At 37.1% G+C, this 20,980-nt stretch carries 21 protein-coding genes; 12 read left to right on the plus strand and 9 right to left on the minus strand.

Annotated features, from left to right (window positions below; all coding sequences use genetic code 11):
- Positions 1 to 48: 48 nt before the first annotated feature.
- From EPI11_RS06415 to EPI11_RS06440, 6 genes are all read right to left on the minus strand, one after another.
- Positions 49 to 768 carry a glycosyltransferase family 2 protein gene (locus EPI11_RS06415; protein WP_128389117.1) on the minus strand — a complete coding sequence of 240 codons (720 nt, stop codon included), beginning with the start codon at positions 766 to 768 and terminating at the stop codon, positions 49 to 51.
- Between the two features lie 2 nt (positions 769 to 770).
- Entirely contained in the window at positions 771 to 2,018 is a 1,248-nt protein-coding gene (locus tag EPI11_RS06420; protein ID WP_128389118.1) for a glycosyltransferase family protein, read from the minus strand.
- Positions 2,019 to 2,155: 137 nt separating this feature from the next.
- Entirely contained in the window at positions 2,156 to 2,638 is a 483-nt protein-coding gene (locus EPI11_RS06425; protein ID WP_128389119.1) for a hypothetical protein, read from the minus strand.
- Positions 2,639 to 3,043: 405 nt separating this feature from the next.
- Positions 3,044 to 4,324, minus strand: a complete 1,281-nt coding sequence (locus EPI11_RS06430; protein ID WP_128389120.1) for a glycosyltransferase family 4 protein — start codon at positions 4,322 to 4,324, stop codon at positions 3,044 to 3,046.
- Positions 4,325 to 4,356: 32 nt separating this feature from the next.
- On the minus strand, positions 4,357 to 6,855 hold the full coding sequence (locus tag EPI11_RS06435; protein ID WP_128389121.1) for a YfhO family protein: 2,499 nt from the start codon (positions 6,853 to 6,855) through the stop codon (positions 4,357 to 4,359).
- A 125-nt stretch (positions 6,856 to 6,980) separates the two neighbouring features.
- On the minus strand, positions 6,981 to 7,244 hold the full coding sequence (locus tag EPI11_RS06440) for a DUF4834 domain-containing protein (protein ID WP_241657590.1): 264 nt from the start codon (positions 7,242 to 7,244) through the stop codon (positions 6,981 to 6,983).
- A gap of 120 nt (positions 7,245 to 7,364) precedes the next feature.
- Between EPI11_RS06440 and EPI11_RS06445 the strand changes: the two genes are divergently transcribed.
- Complete coding sequence (locus tag EPI11_RS06445) at positions 7,365 to 8,339, plus strand: transporter (RefSeq protein ID WP_128389122.1); 975 nt, start codon at positions 7,365 to 7,367, stop codon at positions 8,337 to 8,339.
- A gap of 6 nt (positions 8,340 to 8,345) precedes the next feature.
- Positions 8,346 to 9,464 carry a GTP cyclohydrolase gene (locus tag EPI11_RS06450; RefSeq protein WP_128389123.1) on the plus strand — a complete coding sequence of 373 codons (1,119 nt, stop codon included), beginning with the start codon at positions 8,346 to 8,348 and terminating at the stop codon, positions 9,462 to 9,464.
- A gap of 115 nt (positions 9,465 to 9,579) precedes the next feature.
- On the opposite strand, the gene EPI11_RS06455 is transcribed toward EPI11_RS06450, so the two are convergent.
- Positions 9,580 to 10,845 carry an aminotransferase class I/II-fold pyridoxal phosphate-dependent enzyme gene (locus EPI11_RS06455; protein WP_128389124.1) on the minus strand — a complete coding sequence of 422 codons (1,266 nt, stop codon included), beginning with the start codon at positions 10,843 to 10,845 and terminating at the stop codon, positions 9,580 to 9,582.
- Positions 10,846 to 11,099: 254 nt separating this feature from the next.
- Here EPI11_RS06455 and EPI11_RS06460 point away from each other — a divergent pair, with 254 nt between their 5' ends.
- The 6 genes from EPI11_RS06460 to EPI11_RS06485 all read left to right on the plus strand — a co-directional run bounded on the left by EPI11_RS06460 (position 11,100) and on the right by EPI11_RS06485 (position 15,788).
- On the plus strand, positions 11,100 to 11,438 hold the full coding sequence (locus tag EPI11_RS06460) for a TM2 domain-containing protein (protein ID WP_128389125.1): 339 nt from the start codon (positions 11,100 to 11,102) through the stop codon (positions 11,436 to 11,438).
- 1 nt (position 11,439) lies between these two features.
- On the plus strand, positions 11,440 to 11,847 hold the full coding sequence (locus EPI11_RS06465; RefSeq protein ID WP_128389126.1) for a DUF2752 domain-containing protein: 408 nt from the start codon (positions 11,440 to 11,442) through the stop codon (positions 11,845 to 11,847).
- Positions 11,823 to 12,374, plus strand: coding sequence for a hypothetical protein (locus EPI11_RS06470; protein ID WP_128389127.1), 552 nt, complete (start codon positions 11,823 to 11,825; stop codon positions 12,372 to 12,374). Before EPI11_RS06465 ends, EPI11_RS06470 begins: the two co-directional genes overlap by 25 nt.
- Positions 12,375 to 12,376: 2 nt before the next feature.
- On the plus strand, positions 12,377 to 12,949 hold the full coding sequence (locus EPI11_RS06475; protein ID WP_128389128.1) for a non-canonical purine NTP diphosphatase: 573 nt from the start codon (positions 12,377 to 12,379) through the stop codon (positions 12,947 to 12,949).
- Positions 12,950 to 13,048: 99 nt separating this feature from the next.
- Positions 13,049 to 14,941 (plus strand): DEAD/DEAH box helicase, encoded by a 1,893-nt coding sequence (locus tag EPI11_RS06480; RefSeq protein WP_128389129.1) that lies wholly within the window; start codon positions 13,049 to 13,051, stop codon positions 14,939 to 14,941.
- Positions 14,942 to 15,017: 76 nt separating this feature from the next.
- The gene (locus EPI11_RS06485; RefSeq protein WP_128389130.1) at positions 15,018 to 15,788 is read left to right on the plus strand and encodes a carboxypeptidase-like regulatory domain-containing protein; all 771 of its coding nucleotides are present in this window, start codon (positions 15,018 to 15,020) and stop codon (positions 15,786 to 15,788) included.
- A 3-nt stretch (positions 15,789 to 15,791) separates the two neighbouring features.
- Here EPI11_RS06485 and EPI11_RS06490 read toward each other — a convergent pair whose 3' ends face one another.
- The gene (locus tag EPI11_RS06490) at positions 15,792 to 16,466 is read right to left on the minus strand and encodes a TrmH family RNA methyltransferase (protein ID WP_128389131.1); all 675 of its coding nucleotides are present in this window, start codon (positions 16,464 to 16,466) and stop codon (positions 15,792 to 15,794) included.
- A 52-nt stretch (positions 16,467 to 16,518) separates the two neighbouring features.
- Here EPI11_RS06490 and EPI11_RS06495 point away from each other — a divergent pair, with 52 nt between their 5' ends.
- From EPI11_RS06495 to EPI11_RS06505, 3 genes are read left to right on the plus strand one after another with little or no spacing between them, the layout of a single operon-like run.
- Positions 16,519 to 17,052: an RNA polymerase sigma factor gene (locus EPI11_RS06495; protein WP_128389132.1), complete on the plus strand. Its 534-nt coding sequence runs from the start codon at positions 16,519 to 16,521 to the stop codon at positions 17,050 to 17,052.
- The gene (locus EPI11_RS06500) at positions 17,049 to 17,834 is read left to right on the plus strand and encodes an anti-sigma factor (RefSeq protein WP_128389133.1); all 786 of its coding nucleotides are present in this window, start codon (positions 17,049 to 17,051) and stop codon (positions 17,832 to 17,834) included. The genes EPI11_RS06495 and EPI11_RS06500 overlap by 4 nt, the downstream gene beginning before the upstream one ends.
- Before the next feature lie 9 nt (positions 17,835 to 17,843).
- Positions 17,844 to 18,539: an SIR2 family NAD-dependent protein deacylase gene (locus EPI11_RS06505; RefSeq protein WP_128389134.1), complete on the plus strand. Its 696-nt coding sequence runs from the start codon at positions 17,844 to 17,846 to the stop codon at positions 18,537 to 18,539.
- A gap of 10 nt (positions 18,540 to 18,549) precedes the next feature.
- Here EPI11_RS06505 and EPI11_RS06510 read toward each other — a convergent pair whose 3' ends face one another.
- Positions 18,550 to 19,497 carry a hypothetical protein gene (locus tag EPI11_RS06510; protein WP_128389135.1) on the minus strand — a complete coding sequence of 316 codons (948 nt, stop codon included), beginning with the start codon at positions 19,495 to 19,497 and terminating at the stop codon, positions 18,550 to 18,552.
- Between the two features lie 127 nt (positions 19,498 to 19,624).
- Between EPI11_RS06510 and purB the strand changes: the two genes are divergently transcribed.
- Positions 19,625 to 20,980 carry an adenylosuccinate lyase gene (gene purB, locus EPI11_RS06515; RefSeq protein ID WP_128389136.1) on the plus strand — a complete coding sequence of 452 codons (1,356 nt, stop codon included), beginning with the start codon at positions 19,625 to 19,627 and terminating at the stop codon, positions 20,978 to 20,980.

Here is a 20,980-nt window from a genome sequence, read left to right on the forward strand (position 1 = left end):
AAGACACAACAATGCTGTGTCTTGTATTACAATCAAATAAAATCCTGTTTATTTTATTCCTAAAGCACCATACTTAAGAATACAGTAGATCGCTTTAATTCCGTCTTTCCAATTGATTTTTTTTCCTTCATCATAGGTTCTTCCATAATAAGAGATCCCAACTTCATAAATCCTTATTTTTTTTATACGGGAAATCTTAGCGGTTACTTCGGGTTCAAAACCAAAGCGTCTTTCTTTAAGATCTAATGACTTTAATACATTTGCATCGAACAATTTATAGCAGGTTTCCATATCTGTTAAGTTCAGATTGGTAAACATATTCGATAAAAAGGTAAGGAACCTGTTCCCTATAGTATGCCAGAAAAACAATATCCTGTGTGCATTGCCTCCCATAAAGCGCGAACCGTAAACTACATCGGCATGCCCATCTAATACAGGCTTTAAAAGCAGATTGTATTCATTAGGATCATATTCCAGGTCGGCATCCTGAATGATAATCAAATCACCTGTAGCTTCTTTTATTCCTGTATGTAATGCAGCACCTTTTCCTTTGTTTTTATCATGCCTGAAAAAAGACATCGCCATATCCTGGTTTTGTGCCATATAAATCTCTATTGTATTAGCAGTAGCGTCTGTAGAGTGATCATCTATTATTATGATCTCTTTGGTAATGCTTTCCGGTAAAACAGTAGCTTTTATTTTATTCAGTATTAAATGAACAGTTTTTGCTTCGTTAAAAACAGGAATAATTATAGATAGTTTTTTCATTTTTAAGCTTGTAAAGTAGTTTTCTTATATTTCTCAGCATACAATTTGCCCATCAGGATAATAACAACCGGAAAGAAAACAATATGGAACCGGTCACCCTGCTGACTTGAAATACCTGAAGTTGCCATGATGTATAAAATATAAAGCCCCATTAAGGTGTAAATATCAGGCTTTTTGTAGGATCTTAAACAGTAATAGAGTGCCAATATAAAGCCAATAAGTGTAAAAAATCTGTTTTGGTACTTTGAAAGTATCACCATCGATTTTTTTACAAATTCAAAATAGGCTGTCCCGTCTATGTTTGTGCATATGCTTATGCAGTCACTCGGGCTTTTCGTATTATCGGCAATATCCAGAAAATAAGCTTTTAGTAAATTTATACTGTTATTTTTAAGCTGTTCTACTGCATCTTTTGCCGCAACTATTTTTCCTTCGGGTAATGGAAGGCTAAAAATATAATCAGCCCTTTTGTTCTCACCCTGATTAAACTCTTTGTTCTCTTTTAAGCAGATGGCTTTACTACCCAGATAATTATAGTAGGTAATGCCGTCAATATAACTAATCGTGAAGTTACCGTACTGCGCTTTCATTTTAACACCCTGAAATACTATAAGCCCTAAACTCAGGTATATAAAAATAGTACTGATCTTATTATAATTTTTAATGAGTATCCTGCTAAAGAAAATTGTAAGTACAACAACAAAAAACATTCCTCCCGGTTTTATAACTACCGTAAAAAGCAAAATGCTTATAGCCAATGCCAGGTAATTAAATGATTTACTTGTATAGTATTTGTCTATTAAATAAAAAGACAGCAGTATCAAAAAAGTAAATATACTTTCGGTTAGCAAATGAAAATTGACAAACGCAGACCCTAATATCGTATAAAACAGCAGCGTAAAAAGCAATGACTTATTTTGTGAAAGATATTTTTTTAAAAAACTGAATAACAGTAGAGCGATACCCAGCCAGGAAATTATGTTTATAATAAAACTAAAATTGTAGATCGCTGTATCATCACCTCCAAAGAGATAAGGAAGGCCAAAAATAAGAGCCATACCAATAGGCCTGTAATGATGTACTTTAAATCCGTGGTAAAAAAAACTTGCTGCTTCCCTATAATTATCCGAGTCAGAATAAATTATATTTTGGTTTTTTATTTGTAGTAATTCGTTAAGAAACGTTATCCATATTAAGCCCAAAAAAATTATTAAAATTTGGTATTTATACTTCAATAGAAAGGTTCTCATTCACAATTTTTTGTAAAAATAGCTTTTTTTTTTGATAGTGAGATTTTTCTGTGTTTCTTCTAAAACTAAAATTTGCATTGAGTAAAGGAGCTATATTCTACGGCTTAATTACCTTATAAACTGTACCAAAGATTTTCTTAAACAATCCCTACCATACTATACAATTTTGATGCTGATGTATAGAGATGATAATATACTGTAGTTATTATCTGAAAAGCAGTTACCTGAGTGTCTATAACCTCCATTTTTAATCCTTGGTTTTCTGACCATTTGGAAGCGTTAACGACCACGATCAAGTCATTACCATCTATATCTACCAATCGCGAACCGGGCTTGAAAGCCTTACCGGTAATTTTATATCCTGTAGGTTCATCATACACATATAGCGATGCACCTCCCCACAGATAATCGAATTTGAATTTAAGAAGAATAGCATCATTAGCGGTGATCACGATATTCTTATCACTGGAACTTGCCGGATGTGCGCTGAAAATAGTGTTCTCTAAAATCAGGCTGGCTACAATCCGTCTTTTATCTTCAAATTGTATTACCCCAAGTATAGCAGTCCCATTATGGATGATACATTTATTATCTTCAAATCTAGCTGTAAAATGAGTCATGGGTTATCATTAGTTTACGATACTTTAAATATACTGGTTTCGAAATAATTTTCAATTGTAATAAAAATAATTACACAAATATAAAGTTTGGCACGCAACTTGTACTGTATTAATCAAATCTCAGGATTTATCATGAGGTTTGTTAATAATTGGTTGGTTGGTTTGTTAAGTCCCGTCACTTCATAAGAGTGACGGGCTTTTTTTATGCTATATCGTAAAATAATAAAATGTTATTTTTTAAAAAATTTAGACTGCCATTTTAGCAGATTAGGCTTTAAAAGCTTCGGCATCATATTAAAATGTACCAAAAGTGGACAATTACTTTACAAACCATTAGTAATAAAACTTTTAAGCAGAATTATTATTTCACTCAAAAAGTGCATATCAGAAACAAAAAGTGGAAAATTAATTCTTAAGTAATTGGGCTAGCTGCCCCGTTAAATTTTTACGGGAATACTGTTGCAGTCCTATAGCATTCGCTTTAAGATTACCTTGAAGGTATTGATTAAAATACAATAAAATGGAGTCTTTAAGCTTGTCTTTATCGTCATAAGTAATAAAGATGCCTGTATTTGTAGCTTTGATAATTGCTGCAAAATCTGCTTCTTCGGGACCTATCGCCAGAATTGGCCTTTCTGATACCATATATTCAAACAATTTACCTGGAATAATGCATTTGGTTTCTTCCGAATCGATCTCAACCAACAACAATACCTGTGACTTTCTTTGTTCAGAAACAGCCTCACTATGCGAGACATACCCCCTATTATTGATATAGCCTGATAGCTCGAACTCTTCAATAGCATCAAGCACTTCTCTACTTACAGCACCTATCAGTTTTAACTGGAAATGAGCTTTAAATTCTGAATTTTCAGCTATCAATTCTGATAATGCTTTCCATAGGATACGCGGATTACGCTCCGACAGGAACGAACCTATATGTGCTATTGTAAACTGCTCATCCAAAGGATGTTTAGCTATTGTTTCTACATCATAACCATTTGTTATTACAGCAATTGGCTTGGTTGTCAATGCTTGAAATTCCTGCTTTGTAGTAGGACTGGTAACAAGGATAGTATCGGCAGTAGTAAGCACCTTTTTTTCAAGGGTTCTGTGTTTTTTAGCTGCAAAAGATGACAATTTCAATGCCTTATGATAGCCTATCGTTGTCCACGGGTCACGGAAATCGGCTACCCATTTTATATTGTGTTTTTCCTTGATCTTCAACCCAATAAGATGCAGACTGTGTGGCGGCCCGGTAGTGATAATGGTATCAATTGCGTTCTCTGAAATATACTTAGAAAGGTAAGTTACTGACGGCTTTACCCATAATACGCGGGCATCGGGAATAAAAAGGTTTCCTCTCACCCACAGCATGATACGCTGCAAAAAAGACTGTTTTCTTTTATGTGGTATGATACCCGAACTTATTTTTTTTGTACTGCTTTTGGAAAATGCCGAAGCCCATCCGTAAGGTTCTATGATCCTGTTCTTCAGGATCGTTACATCCGGACTAACTTCGCTAAGTAATCCTTCATCCAATAATGGATACGTTGGATTTTCAGGAATATATACAATAGGTTCTATACCAAAACCCGGCAGGTACTTAACAAACTTAAGCCAGCGCTGTACACCCGGCCCTCCTGCAGGCGGCCAGTAGTAGGTTATGATAAGTACTTTTTTCAAATTACAGTTAACTGATTATTAAACGTATAGTCTTAAACTGTTTCTTTAGTATCATTATTAACAAGCTTCTTTTTTCTTTCGAAATAGATACCTCCCGCTAATAATAGCAGCATTAACAACGTACTGATTAACGCTATAATACTTCCTGTTTTTACCACCTGTGGTTCAAATTTGAATTCAATAGTATGTTTTCCGGCAGGTACTTTAAGCGCTCTAATGGTGTAATCTGCTTCAAAGTGTGGCGTTAGTTTACCGTCAATATAAGCATTCCATCCATTCTTATAGTATACTTCCGAGAACACAGCTAAGCCTTCGTTCTTGTTGTTTGACGTATATTTAAGATCGTTTGGTTTATAAGAATCAAGTGTTATTGTAGCTGTACTGTCTACAGCATAAGCAGTTTTAGTTATAGCATCCGGAAACTCCAGTTTATTAATAATCACATCCTTTTTAGGATCGATTGTATTTAAGGCTTTAATCTCTTCGTCTGCCGTACTTACTGCTTTTACGTTACTAGCAAACCATGCAGCACCGTTAGCATAAGGGTTTGTAAACGGCACATATTCACCATCTTTAGACTGTAATAATATGTATTTTACATTCAGTACATCCAGTGTTGGGATAGAACTTCCTAACGACATGGTCTCCTGGTTTACTTTACCAATAACATCGGCCAGTTTTGTTTCTACATTGTAAATAAATAACTGGTCCATTCTTCTTGGCCTAACTGCACTATAACCACCTACAGACTGGTGGAAGTAAGATGTTCTACCTGCTAATCGGCCCTGTACTTCATACACCCTGTAGTGTGTCGTATCCTGAAGTATAAAAGTATCACCGGGTGTCGCTTCAAAAGGTCTGTCTACTTCTCTTGCAGAAACGAAATCTTCTTTATTTACATAGTTTCTGTCAATAAAGAAAAGATCTCCAACCATGAAAACTCCAATAATAACTACTGCAGTAATATGTGATATTTTGTTCTTCATCGAGAACCACAATGCTGCTGCTGCTATTAGTATCAATATTCCTGAACGCCATAAATCTGACGTGTACATATCACTTCGTTGTATTTTCAGGGCATCTACAAAAGCAGGTCCCATTTCACCATACATCTCTAAAAACTGGGCATCACGTCCACCTGTAAAATTGAACGCTCCTTTGAAAAGGAACAGGCACACTATGATTCCAAGCGCCGTAGCTGCCGACATCCATAATCCTTTAAACTGCTCTTCTTTCGTTAATTTAAAGAACGATTGAAGCCCCATAAAGGCTAATACAGGCATACACAATTCTATAATTACCTGTATTGAAGATACCGCCCTGAATTTGTCATACAACGGCACATAGTCAATAAAGAATGTAGTAAGTCCCGGGAAATTTTTACCCCATGATAGCAATAGCGAAAGAATTGCTCCTGCCAGGAAAGCATATTTAATTTTTCGTTTGTCAATAAATAAAGCCAGTACAGCCAGGAAGAATACTATGGCTCCAATATAAGCCGGAGCCTCAACAATAGGCTGGTCACCCCAATAGGTCATTGCATTAGCAGCAAACTCTTCGGCTTCTACCGGAGATGCGCCCTGCTCTGTAATAAATTCGTATAAATGTGATTTGTTACCTACGTTTTCACGACCTCCTCCACCAAATAATCTCGGTACGATAAGGTTAAAACTTTCAGTAATACCATAACTATATTCGGTGATATAGTCATATTCCATAGCAGAGTTTGTAGTGTTTTGAGATCCGTCAGCATTAAAGGTCAGCTCACTTTTTCCTCGGATACTCGTCGGTGTATATTCAGCGGTAGCTAAAATACTGGTAGCATTCATACCCACAGCCAGCAATGCTGCAATTCCAAGTACTCCTACAGAAATACCTAAATGCCTGTATTCTTTCTTTTTAACGATATCTACAATGAAATAAATACCTAACACTAAAAGAAGTAAAAGAAGGTAATAGGTCATCTGGAAGTGGTTTGCATTGATTTCCAGTGCCGAAGCAAGCAAGGTGAGCAGTCCGCCAACAAGGTACTTTCGCTGAAAAACCAGGATCACACCCGCTACAACCATAGGCATATAAGCAATGGCATGTGCTTTTGCATTGTGCCCTACTCCTAAAATAATAACCAGATAGGTCGATAATCCAAACGCCAGTGCCCCAAAAAAGGCTTTAAGCGGATCTACCTTAAGAGCTCGCATTAGAATATAAAATCCTAAGAAATATAGAAATAAATAATCTGCCGGACGTGGTAAAAATCGAATAACACTGTCCAGTTGCTTAATATAATTGTGTGGGTAATTTGCCCCTAACTGATAGGTAGGCATACCCCCAAAGGCATTGTTTGTCCAATACGGTTCTTCACCTGTTTGTTTACGAAAATCATTCTGTTCCTTAGCCATCCCGGTATATTGGGCAATATCGGACTGATAGATCTTTTTGCCCTGCAATACAGGGTAAAAATATATTAGAGATACAATTACAAATCCAATAATTGCTAGAAAATGTGGGTAGAGCTTATTGATATTCTTCATAAATAAATTTTGTAAAAAAACGCCGTGAAGATACTTAATTTTCCACAAACGGTCTGTCATTGTGGCGCAATTAATAACTATTGGTCATAAAAAAGCCTTTCTTGTCAGAAAGGCTGTGTATCATTTTATTCAATTTCTTCGTAATCAATATATTCGCCCACCTTCTTTTTTTCTTTGGGCATTTCCTGCTTTGGGGCTGTATAAGCCTGTTGTTGCTGCTGGCTATATTGTTGCTGCTGTTGCTGAAAGTTTTGTTCTGCTTTTTTCACTACCTGCTGTAAAAGCACAGGAGCAAACATCTTGATTAAGAACTTAACTACATAATACGCAAGGATTAACCAAAATAATGTTTTTATAAATCCAGTAAATGAGGCGGTTTCCATTATCATAAAATTTTATCAAAAATAGGTAATCTGTTATTTAAAATTAAATCATGGCTCTTAAATTAATAATAAAATATACTACTTTTGGGAAACCATAGTTATTTCCAACCAATAAACGAGCCAAACATGATCGGTATAAAGAAAATATTTCCGCTTGCCCTACTATTAAGTTCTGCTCTCTCTCATGCTCAGTATACTGACCAGATAAATTCTAACCGCCCCGGTGAATCGATGGGGGGCTTCTCTGTCGGAAAAACTGTCATGCAGGTAGAAACCGGTATATACGGCATTAAAGAAAAGCACGATGTACTTAACAATAAAACCAAAGGCCTTGGTCTCGACCTTACCCTTCGTTATGGTGCTTTTCTTGAGCAATTGGAATTTATTGTAGATGTACAATACCAGTTTGACCAGTTTAAAGATGCAATATATACCACCAACCGTAATGATTTTAAACAGTTTACCATTGGTGCCAAGTACTTAATTTACGACCCTAATAAAAACTACAAACCCGAGGTAAACATTTACAGCTGGAAAGCCAACCATAAATTTAAATGGCACAGTATTCTTCCTGCAGTTTCGGTATATGCAGGTGCAAATATAATAGGAAAAAATAATCCTTATTCATTTCCGGAAGATGGGCTTAGCCCAAAAGTAATGGTTATAACCCACAATCGTTTTGGCAACATTGTATGGGTAAACAACATTATTGCCGACAAAGTAACGACAGACTATCCAAGTTACGGACTTATATCTACCCTAACCAGGGCTTTTAGCGCTAAATGGTCTGGATTTGTAGAAGTACAGGGATATAAAAGTGATTTTTACTCCGATGGTATTTTTAGATTGGGGGCTGCTCATTTGCTTAACGACAACATGCAACTGGATGCTTCCATAAGCACCAATTTTAAAGATACTCCATCAATATTATACGGTGGCGTAGGCTTTTCATGGCGTTTTGATGCCGATTACAGAGATATCCTGTTACCAGGCGATTCTGACCTTGAAAAAGGGATGAACGAAAAACAAAAGAAGGATAAAAAGAACAAAGAAAAAGAAGATAAAAAGCGTCTTGACGATGTATCACCTGAGGGAGAATAAATAATTATGATTACAATTAAAGAAGCTAAGACGAAAAAAGAAATTAAAGATTTTATAAAATTTTCTTTTGACCTTTACAAAGGTAATCCGTACTGGATACCACCTATTATTGCCGAAGAAATGGAAGGCTTTGATAAAACAAAAAATCCGGCATTTGAGCATGCCGAAGCTTATTATTACCTGGCATACAGGGATAATAAAATTGTAGGCAAAGTCGCCGCGATAGTAAACTGGCAGGAAATAAATGTTCAGGAAAAGAAAAAAGTTCGTTTTGGATGGTTTGATGTTATCGACGATATCGAAGTAACAAAAGCCCTGCTTGAAAAAGTATACGAGCTTGGACGTAGGCACAACCTTGAATATGTAGAAGGACCAATAGGTTTTTCTAATCTGGACAAAGTAGGTGTACTCGTTGAAGGCTTTGACGAAATGGGTACCATGATTACCTGGTACAATTACCCTTACTATAAAGATCATTTCGAGCAATTGGGCTATGTTACAGAAAAAGAATACATAGAAAGTAAATTTCCTTTTGCTAACGTTAAACCTGAAATGTTTGTAAAAGCAAGCGCACTTATTAAAAAACGATATGATCTTACAGCACTGTCTTTTAACAAAACGAAAGACGTGATGCCCTATGTAGACAAGATGTTCGACCTTTTTAATGCATCGTATGAAAAACTATCATCGTTTGTAGCGATATCAGACATACAGAAAGAATATTTCAAAAAGAAATACATCAGCTTTATCAACCCTGAGTACATTAAGTTCGTAGAAGACAAAGATAAAAACCTGATTGCTTTTAGTATTGTTATGCCTTCTTTCTCTGAGGCTCTTAAAAAAGCGAATGGTAAACTATTCCCTTTTGGCTTCATTCATCTCTTAAAAGCAAGGAAAACAAGCAAAGACGTAGTGTTTTACCTTATAGGCATCCATCCGGAATACCAAAACAAAGGAGTTACCGCTATAATATTTGAAGAATACTACAATACATTTACAGAGAACGGCATCATAAACTGCTTTAGAACTCCGGAGTTGGCAGACAATCATGCCATACACAACATTTGGAAGCATTTTGATCCTGTTATACACAAACGCAGAAAAACATACAAAAAGGATTTATAGTAAATCTTGAATTATAAAAGCTCTGAAACCTTAAGGGCTTAGGGCTTTTTTATAGTTATAAAAAAAATCCCGACTGTTAGGACAGTCGGGATTTTTAATTAGTATATATTTTAGATTACGTTGCAGACACGTCAACCGTAGTCTGCTCGGCAATTTTCTTGTAAGTACCATTTTCCAGTTTTACACGTATTGCTTCATAAGCGCTAAGTGTCTGGTTAATATCTTCCAAAGTATGAGTAGCTGTAGGTATCATTCTTAAAAGGATAATTCCTTTTGGAATAACAGGATATACAACGATAGAAAGGAAAACGCTATGGTTCTCTCTAAGGTCGTTAACCATTACCATTGCTTCCGGAATACTTCCTTCAAGGTAAACAGGTGTAACACAAGTATTCGTGTCACCAATATTAAATCCTTTTTCTTTAAGTCCGTTTTGAAGCGCATTAACATTCTCCCAAAGTTTATCTTTAAGCTCTGGCATTGTTCTTAGCATTTCAAGACGCTTTAAAGCTCCTAATACCAACATCATTGGTAATGCCTTAGCAAACATTTGTGAACGTAAGTTATATTTAAGGAAATCGATAATATCTTTATCTGCTGCTACAAAAGCTCCTATGCTTGCCATAGATTTTGCAAAAGTAGAGAAGTAAACATCAATACCATCCTGACAGCCCTGCTCCTCACCTGCTCCGGCACCTGTTTTACCAAGTGTACCAAAACCGTGTGCATCATCTACTAACAGCCTGAAGTTATATTTCTCTTTAAGAGCAACAATCTCTTTAAGTTTTCCCTGCTGGCCTCTCATACCAAAAACACCTTCTGTAATAACAAGAATACCACCACCGGTAGTTTCTGCCATATTTACAGCGCGTTCAAGGTTTTTTTCAAGACTCTCAATATCGTTGTGCTTATAAGTAAAACGTTTCCCCATATGAAGGCGAACACCATCTATAATACAGGCATGAGAATCTACATCATATACAATAATATCGTTTTTAGAAACCAGTGCATCGATGATAGACACCATTCCCTGGTAACCAAAGTTTAAAAGATAAGCCGACTCTTTTTGTACAAAAGAAGCCAGTTCGTTTTCCAACTGCTCATGTTTAGTTGTATGACCACTCATCATCCTTGCTCCCATTGGGTAAGCGGCGCCATATTCGGCAGCAGCTTCAGCATCAACTTTTCTTACTTCCGGGTGATTTGCTAAACCTAAATAATCATTAATACTCCAGTTAATTACCTCTTTACCATGAAACATCATCCTGTTAGATAACGGGCCTTCCAGTTTAGGAAAAACGTAATAACCTTCTGCTTGAGAAGCCCACATTCCTAATGGGCCTTTATTTTTTTGTATCCTTTCAAAAAGATCTTTTACCATAATTATAGTTTTGTGTGCTTTAAAAAACGCACCAAAAGTAATTATTAAATTGGTTACATCATAATATTTTTAATATGGCATGTAATAAAAAAAGAAGTTTTGCGACTAATTTACTACAAGCTTTAAACAAGCGATTTAGAGCTCATTTTACTATTACGTTTTCAATGAATTTAATGTGTTTTAAAATTTAAAAACATAACTGTAAAAATATTTTTATAGTTTTACCGATAATAACAACCAAAACAATCAAAAAGATGGACGCACAAAAAGTAGACATGTACTTAATGACCAACGCGAAATTTTTCCAGGCACAACACCTGAACTATATTCGTGAAAAACTTCTGGCAACTGACGATTCTAAATGGATTATGATACAGTCTGTAGAATTAAAAGATCCTACCACAATCCTTATTGTATCTATATTAGCAGGAGGTTTCGGTATCGATCGTTTCCTTGTAGGTGATACTGGCCTTGGTGTAGCAAAACTACTTACTTGTGGCGGATTAGGTGTATGGACAATTGTAGACTGGTTCCTTATCATGGACATTGCCCGTCAAAAAAACATGGAAAAACTACAGGTATTCCTTTCATAAAATGACAAGAAACAGGCTATACCTGCTTTTAGCGTTAGGAATATTAGCCGGTTACGGCTGGGTACTATGGTTTTCGTATCACAAAATACTCAATCACAGTTTTACTCCATGTATATTTAAAAATGCTACCGGTATAGCCTGCCCTTCTTGCGGCAGCACACGATCTGTACTTTTACTATCTCAAGGTAAATTCACAGATGCAGTGCTATTAAATCCAATTGGAGTACTTATGGCTGCCATAATGCTCATTGCTCCTTTTTGGCTTTTGTATGATGTGATCACCAAAAAAGACACATTATATAAGAGTTACAAAAAATTTGAAAACATAGTACGAATCAAATGGGTAGCCATTACCCTTATCATTTTAATACTAATAAACTGGGCATGGAATATACACAAGGGATTATAAAAGACACCATTAAAGAAACTCCGGAATTCATTCATCCAAATGAATACGAACAAGCATCAAGAAGCTATCTTATGGCTGTTGTTGCAGTTATTGCCGGATTACCTTTCCCAATTATAAATCTTTTTGCCTCTATAGGCTATTATCTGGCACACAGAAAATCATCTTATTTTATCAGATGGCATTGCATACAGGCTACTATTGGCCAGGCATTGTTAATTCCTTTTAACAGCGTAGCAGTTGCATGGACACTGGGAGTTATTTTTGGAGGACGTGGTTTTTTCGGTATCACAGAAATCCCAAAAAGATACTTCGCAGACAATGCAACCATATTTGATGATTACAGCGGAGCAACGCTTTACTACTGGCTGTACATTACCTTTATAATACTTTTAAACTGTACCGAATTCATTGTTGTTATTTACACCTCATCAAGAGTAAAGAAAGGTGAAAACATACGCTGGTTTGGCATTGCGTCTCTTACCGACCGTCTTTGCAGTAAAGAAGACCGTAATCCCTATAAATTATAAGCATGAAACTTGTATTTGCATCAAACAATAAAAATAAGATACAGGAAATAAAACACCAGCTTCCACCCGAAATAGAATTATTAAGTCTGGAAGACATTGGCTGTCATGAAGAAATTCCGGAAACAGCAGACACTATCGAAGGTAATGCTATACTTAAAGCCGATTATGTAACCAGCCGTTATGGATATAATTGTTTTGCCGATGATACAGGACTTGAAGTAGAAGCATTGAACGGAGAACCGGGTGTATACTCTGCACGCTATGCAGGAGAACAAAAAAGTGCCGAAGATAATATGGACAAACTCCTCAAAGCACTGGAAGACAGCACCAACCGTAATGCACGTTTTAAAACTGTTATTGCATTAAACCTTAATGGAAAACAAAACCTCTTTACAGGAATTGTAGACGGAACAATTACTACAGAGAAAACTGGAGATAAAGGTTTTGGTTACGATCCCATATTTAAACCCGTAGGATTAAATACCACTTTCGCACAACTTTCACTCGACGAAAAGGCGCAGCTTAGCCACCGCGGAAGAGCCGTAACACAACTTATCGACTTCTTGAAAATGTAACTTTCTGATTTTCAATTTATTCTTTTAAAATAAAACAACACCTAATATTAGCATATCTCGCTAATTAACAGTACCTTTGCACCTATTTTAAAATTATATATGAATAAATTTGAACAATTAGGATTGAATGAATCGCTTCTGAAGGCGATAAACGATCTAGGATTTGAGAATCCGTCAGAAGTACAGGAAAAAGCGATTCCCCTATTATTGGAAAAAGACACAGACATTGTAGCATTAGCCCAGACTGGGACGGGGAAAACCGCTGCATTTGGTTTTCCGCTTATCCAGAAAATAGATCCTGAAAACAGGAACACACAAGCATTAATTTTATCACCAACACGTGAGCTTTGCTTGCAGATCACAAACGAGATCAAACTTTACTCTAAATACATCAAAGGTATTAATACCGTTGCAGTATATGGTGGAGCTAGTATTACAGAACAAGCCAGAGACATTAAACGTGGCGCACAAATTATCGTAGCTACTCCGGGTAGGATGCAGGATATGATTAACCGTGGCCTAGTAGATGTATCTAAAATCGATTTTTGTATTCTTGACGAAGCAGATGAGATGCTTAACATGGGATTCTATGATGATATCGTAAACATATTATCTACATCTCCTGACGACAAAAGCACTTGGTTATTCTCTGCAACTATGCCACAGGAAGTTGCCAGGATCGCTAAAGAATTCATGAGAAAACCACTTGAAATTACAGTAGGTCATAAAAACTCAGGTTCTTCTACTGTATCTCACGAATTTTACCTTGTAAATGCCCGTGACCGTTACGAAGCACTAAAACGTTTAGCAGATGCTAACCCGGATATTTTCTCGGTTGTATTTTGCCGTACTAAAAGAGACACTCAGGCAGTTGCCGAAAAACTTATCGAAGACGGATACAATGCAGCAGCATTACACGGTGACCTTTCTCAGGCACAGCGTGACTCTGTAATGAAATCTTTCCGTAACAGACAAATCCAGATGCTTGTAGCAACAGATGTTGCAGCAAGGGGTATCGACGTAGACAGTATTACACACGTTGTAAATTACCAGTTACCTGACGAAATAGAAACCTACAATCACCGTAGTGGCCGTACAGGTCGTGCAGGTAAATTAGGTACTTCTATCGTTATCATCACGAAAAGTGAATTACGTAAAATATCAGCAATTGAAAGGATCATACAGCAGAAGTTTCAGGAAAAAACGATTCCTTCAGGAATAGAAATCTGTGAAATACAGCTATTCCACCTTGCTAATAGGATAAAAGATGTTGAAGTTGAGCACGAAATTGACACGTACCTTCCGGCTATCTATGAAGTAATGAAAGATCTTACAAAAGAAGAGCTTATCAAGAAAATGGTATCGGTAGAATTCAACAGATTCATCAATTACTACAAGAAAAACAGAGATTTATCTGCTCAATCTGCAGGATCTGACAGACGTGAAAGCTCTTCAAGAGAAGGCGGAAGCGATGGCGGTGCAGTTCGTTACTTCGTGAACATTGGTTCAAGAGATAACTTCGACTGGATGAGCCTTAAAGATTTCCTTCGTGACACACTTAGCTTAGGTCGTGACGATGTATTTAAAGTAGATGTAAAAGAAGGTTTCTCTTTCTTTAACACTGAACCTGAACATACAGAACGCGTTCTTGAGGTACTAAACAGCTTCCAGATGGAAGGTAGAAGGATTAATGTTGAGATCTCTCAAAACAATGGTAACGACAGAAACAGCGGACGCAGAGACCATAACGGTAGAAGCGGCGGTGGCGGTGGAAGTTTCGGAAGAAGCAACGACAGCAGAGGACCAAGAAGAGATGACAGAGGACCTAGAGGCGGCGGAGACAGAAACGGTGGTGGTGAAAGAAGAGGTGGCGAATCTTTCGGTGGTGGCAGAAGCGGCGACAGAAACACTAGCCCAGGCGGACGTCCTCCAAGAAGAACTGATTCTCCTTCATCATCAGCTCCAAGAGAGAGAAGACCTAGAAGAAGCTAAAAATTATTTCATATAATTTTATACTAACTACAAAATATCCCGTTTGTTTATTACTTTTACAAAACATAAACAGTCAATGAGATATTTTGTAGTTTTTTTATTTTTATTAGTTTCCACTTATTCCTTTGCTCAGGACACTCAGTCTCTTGAAAAAATTACCGGAATAATAGTAAATGAAGCCACTTTACAACCTGTACCGGGAGTAAATGTTATCAATATTAACCGTGTAAAAGGAACTGTGACCGATAGCCGCGGTAACTTTACCATTGACGCCGCCGCAAATGACACACTGCATTTGTCAATTATAGGCTATCAATCCATCAAGGTGCGTGTTGCTAACGACTGGATAAAATATAAAAACGTTACCAAAATACCGCTTACAGAAAGAGCCTTTACACTCGAAGAGGTCATCATCAGCAAATACAACCTTACCGGCTACCTTCAGATAGATTCCAAGCTGGCGCCTATAAAAGAAAATTACCGTTACAGCATATCAGGCCTATCTCAAGGCTATGAAAGCGGAGAAAACTCTCCTAACGCTTTTAAAAAGGTATTGAGCTCTATTTTTAACCCTGCCGACTTATTACACAATCTCTTTGGCAAGAAACCAACAGAAATGCGCAGGTTAAGGGAAATGAAAAAAGATGACGCGGTAAGAAATGCTCTTGCATCAAAGTTTGACCGCGAAACACTCGCTGCACTATTAGGAGTTACCAAAGATGAAATTGCAGACATATTAGAACGCTGCAATTACTCTGAAGCTTTTATTAAAACCGCAAACGACCTCCAGATCATGGATGCCATCAGCGGCTGTTATGAAGAATATAAAGCACTTAACCGTAAGTAAACCTTACACCTCTCCTGCTTTTTCCATATATCTTTGGGTAATATAATCGATGTCTTTTATTGATTTACGTGCCCAGTCAATACGCTTTTCAATAATTTCATCTTCGCTAAGCTGCCATTTAACATCCGATTTTCGTAATCGGCTTGTAAGATTTTGCAGGATTATAGCTGCTGATGAGGATATGTTTAAACTTTCCGTAAATCCGCACATTGGTATTTTAAGAAAACCGTCGGCACGGCTTAACACCTCTTCAGATAATCCTAATCTTTCGGTACCAAAAAATAAGGCTGCAGGCTGTGTTATATCAAAATCGTCCATAAAGCAGGAATCTTCATGTGGTGAAGTCGCTATAATTCGATATCCTTTCGCCTTAAGTGTATCAATACAACTGGTAACACTATTAAAACGTTCTACATCTACCCATTTTTGAGCGCCCATAGCAATTTCCTTATCAATGGTCTTACCATATTTTTCTTCTACTACGTTAAGTTCCTGTACACCAAAAACTTCACAGCTGCGCATTACAGCACTTGCATTATGAAGCTGAAAAATATCTTCTACAGCAACCGTAAAATGACGTGTGCGCTGTGACAGCACCTTTAAAAATTTTTCACTCCTATTCTCGGTTATAATCGTTTCAAGGTAATTTAGATACTTTATATCGAATGTATTATCCATTGCTGTACAGCGTTAAAATTTTTTATTATATTAGGGCAACCAAAACCAACCTATGACACAGGAAGAATTACTTCAGCAAATCTACAAAAAAGACGGGAAAGCGTTCACTACCCTGTATGACATGTATTCAAAAAGCCTATATGGCGTTATTTTTACACTCCTTAAAGACAAGGAAGAAAGTGAAGATATACTACAGGAAGTATTTGTCAAAATCTGGAAGAATATCGATTCATACAACGAAAGCAAAGGTCGTTTTTATACCTGGATACTCAATATCGCGCGCAATTCGTCCATAGACAGACTCCGTTCTAAAGGACATAATAACAGTTTAAAAAACCTATCCTCAGACAATTTCGTACATATACTTGATTACAATACAAGTGCGACTAACAAAATAGACGCTATTGGTATTAAAGAGTTTATTAAGAAGTTAAAACCAAAATGTATCCGCCTGATAGATCTTTTATTCTTTAAAGGGTATACACAGCAGGAAGCATCTGATGAGCTTGAAATACCGTTAGGCACTGTAAAGACACAAAACAGGAATTGCATTAGCGAATTGAGAACAATTTTACAAGTACAATGAACATGAGAGAATATATAGACTCGGGAATACTTGAACTTTATGTTTTCGGATTACTTACGGAGGCCGAAAATAACGAAGTAAAAGAAATGGCAGACAAGCACCCGGAGGTGCAGGAAGAGATACTTTCTATAGAGAAAGCCGTCATAAACCTGTCATACAGTATAGCACCGCATCTTTCGGCAGAAAATTACCAAAAGATACGCAACATACTGATAGAAAAACACAGCGGTGTTATTCCGCTGGAACCACGCAAAAAAAGCATGTCGCCTTATATTGGCTGGGCAGCAGCTGCGGTACTGTTACTTGGAATTGGATTCCAGTACAACCAATACAACAAAGCACAAGACGAAGTACAGGCAGTATCTGCAGAGCGCACCAAATTTCAGTCCATGTTAGCCGATTTACAGGTTAAGAAAACTGAAGATGAAAAAGCGCTTGCTATAGTAAGGGATAAATACAGTACTGTTATCCAACTGGCAGGACAACAGGTTGCTCCGGATGCTTATGCTAAAGTATATGTAAACAGCAACAAGAAAGAAATCTATGTCGATATGGCCGGTTTACCTGAACCTCCTGAAGGAAAAGTGTATCAAATATGGGCACTTAAACTTGATCCGCTTACTCCTACAAGCATAGGTGTAATAGATAACAAAAATGCAAACAATGGTATTTTAAAGGTAGAAAACTACGATCAGGCACAGGCTTTTGGTATCACACTTGAACCAGCCGGTGGTAGCGCTACCCCAACACTTGAACAACTATATACATTAGGTAAAGTATAACAGCACTACATGAAGAAGAAACTAGTCATACTTTCCGGAGCGGGAATTAGTGCCGAAAGTGGCATTAAAACATTTCGCGATGCCGGCGGGTTATGGGAAGGCCACAACGTAATGGATGTGGCCTCCCCGGAAGGCTGGAACAAAAACATGGCGCTGGTATTAGACTTTTACAACAAACGAAGACAGCAGCTTTTTGAAGTTGAACCCAATAAAGCACATACCATTACTGCAGAGCTTGAAACAGACTTTGATGTTACTATCGTTACCCAAAACGTAGACGACCTTCACGAACGTGCAGGAAGCACTAAAGTAGTCCACCTTCACGGCGAACTGCTTAAAGCACGCAGCGTATTAAACGACCATGGTGTTATCGAATGGAGAAGAGACATCAATCCGGGCGATCTTCACCCAGACGGATACCAGTTACGCCCTCATATTGTATGGTTTGGCGAAGCAGTGCCCGCAATTGAAGATGCTATAGGTATAGTAGAAGAAGCCGATTGTCTTATAATAATAGGCACATCAATGCAGGTATATCCGGCAGCTGGGCTTATAGATTTTGCTAAATCTACTACGCCAATTTATTACATAGATCCAAACCCTGCATCTATCCCAAACCTCAGGAATCCATTGGAGGTATTTCAACTTTCCGCGTCTGCCGGGATGGAAATTATCAAAGCAAAATTAAAAGAGATCGAATTTTAAATAACAGATTTTATTCTGTCCATTTAAACTCTTTTTTTAGTTTCCCCAACCACACAGCATCCTCAACAGGAATCGCTTTATTACCTTTCCTGGACTGTTCCGGTATCTGGTCTATGGTATAGGAATCAAAAACCTGTGTTCCATAATGCTGATAGTGGTAAAAGTCATAATTCTGAAACATCACATTAGTAATATCGTAAGCCATATAAGCATTTTTATAAACCGGAAACAGGATTTCCCATACCCTATCCATATTTCCCTTAAATTGTAAATTATGAATCAGTGCGGTATCATAATTGTTCTGTAGTACCGCAAAATTTTTATCATTAGGGAGTAGGTTCCTCGTCTTTACAACATCCAGTACAGGAAGCAGCGTTTTATAATGATACTCTGCTAAATGCTCTTTAACGGCATCCTTCTGTGCAGTATCTAAGCCTGGAACATTAAGCACATTCATAGCAAAAGAAGTAACAAATTGGTCTTTTTCATGAATCGCATTAAGCTTTCTTAATTCAATCTGCTTATCAAAATTATTATTCAGCCATTCAGAATGACTTTTAAGATACATTTCTTTGAACCATTTTGTCAATGCACCTTTCATAATTGCCGAATAGTAATTTTCATCCCCGCTCATGTAGGCCACGTCAAAACCGTGGTCTTTTACAAGTAGGGTTAGTTCAGCCTTAAAATAAGTAATATCATTATGGACATAAGCTGCTTCGAGAATACGTTTTTTCAGGTTGGTTTCATAACCATACTGCTTTTCCAATTTTACGATTCCTTCTTTGAGCTTTAAATATTCTGCCTTATTTTTAATTGCTTCAGTATTCAATATCGGGTAAATAGAATCTTTAATAAAAATATCCCTTGCATTCTGAGCGAAGCAACCTATAAAATAAAACCAAAAGACAAAAACGAATAGTATCAGTTTCTCACTATTTATAAACTGTCCGGACATTTTTAAAAGCTTTGAATTTTATAAGCAATATAGTTAACTATTAACGCAATTTAACTTCTTCAGCTTTTTTAATTCTGACTTCAAAACCTTATATTTGCGGATATACCCATATTTAGTAATTATAACAATGCAAAATTTATCTGAACTGAATGCTATATCACCTATCGACGGACGATATAGGAACAAAACTGTAGCATTATCAGGCTATTTTTCTGAAGAAGCCCTGATTAAATACCGCGTACTCGTGGAAATCGAATATTTCATAGCATTATGCGAACTGCCTTTACCGCAGCTTACGGGCGTAGATAAAAGCACTTTTGGGCCATTACGTGACCTGTACAAGAACTTTTCCAGTGAAGATGCGCTTCAGATAAAAGAAATAGAAAAAACGACGAACCACGACGTAAAAGCCGTGGAGTATTTTATAAAAAACGGCTTCGAAAAACTTGGCCTTGATGCTTACAAAGAATTTATCCATTTCGGGTTAACTTCTCAGGACATCAACAATACAGCCATACCGCTTTCTACAAAAGAAGCGTTTGAAAATGTATACATGCCTTCCCTTATCGGGCTTATTGCAAAATTAAAAGAGCTTAGCGTAGAATGGGCAGAAATCCCTATGCTGGCACGCACACACGGTCAGCCAGCCTCTCCTACCCGTTTGGGTAAAGAGATCCTGGTATTCGTTGAACGTCTTGAAGAACAGTTAAGATTATTGTTCAACGTTCCTTTTGCTGCTAAATTTGGTGGTGCAACCGGAAACTTTAATGCACATTTTGTTGCTTACCCAAAGACCGACTGGAGACAGTTTGGTAATAATTTTGTGGAAGGCACACTAGGGCTTAAACATTCATTCCCTACTACACAGATTGAACATTATGACCATTTTGCAGCCTTTTTTGATGCCTTAAAACGTATCAATACGATCCTGATTGATCTTGACAGGGACATCTGGACGTATGTATCTATGGATTACTTTAAACAAAAAATAAAAGCAGGCGAAATTGGATCATCTGCCATGCCACATAAAGTTAACCCTATCGATTTTGAAAACTCAGAAGGTAATTTAGGTATCGCTAATGCGATCTTCGAACACCTTTCAGCTAAACTTCCGCTATCAAGATTACAGCGTGACCTTACTGACAGTACTGTTTTAAGAAACATCGGTGTACCAATGGGGCACACTATAATAGCTTTTGAAGCTACTTTAAAAGGCCTTAACAAACTATTATTGAACGCTGATAAGTTTGCCGAAGATCTTGAGAGAAACTGGGCTGTAGTAGCCGAAGCGATTCAAACCATCCTGCGTCGTGAGAGTTACCCTAACCCGTATGAAGCACTAAAAGATCTTACCAGGACCAATCAGGTGATCGATAAAAATGCCATCCATACTTTCATTGGAAACCTTAAGGTAAGCGAGGAAATAAAAGCTGAACTATTAAACATCACACCGGCTAACTACTTAGGAATCTCACCACACTAA

This window comes from Flavobacterium cerinum (assembly GCF_004028155.1).
Lineage (GTDB): Bacteria > Bacteroidota > Bacteroidia > Flavobacteriales > Flavobacteriaceae > Flavobacterium > Flavobacterium cerinum.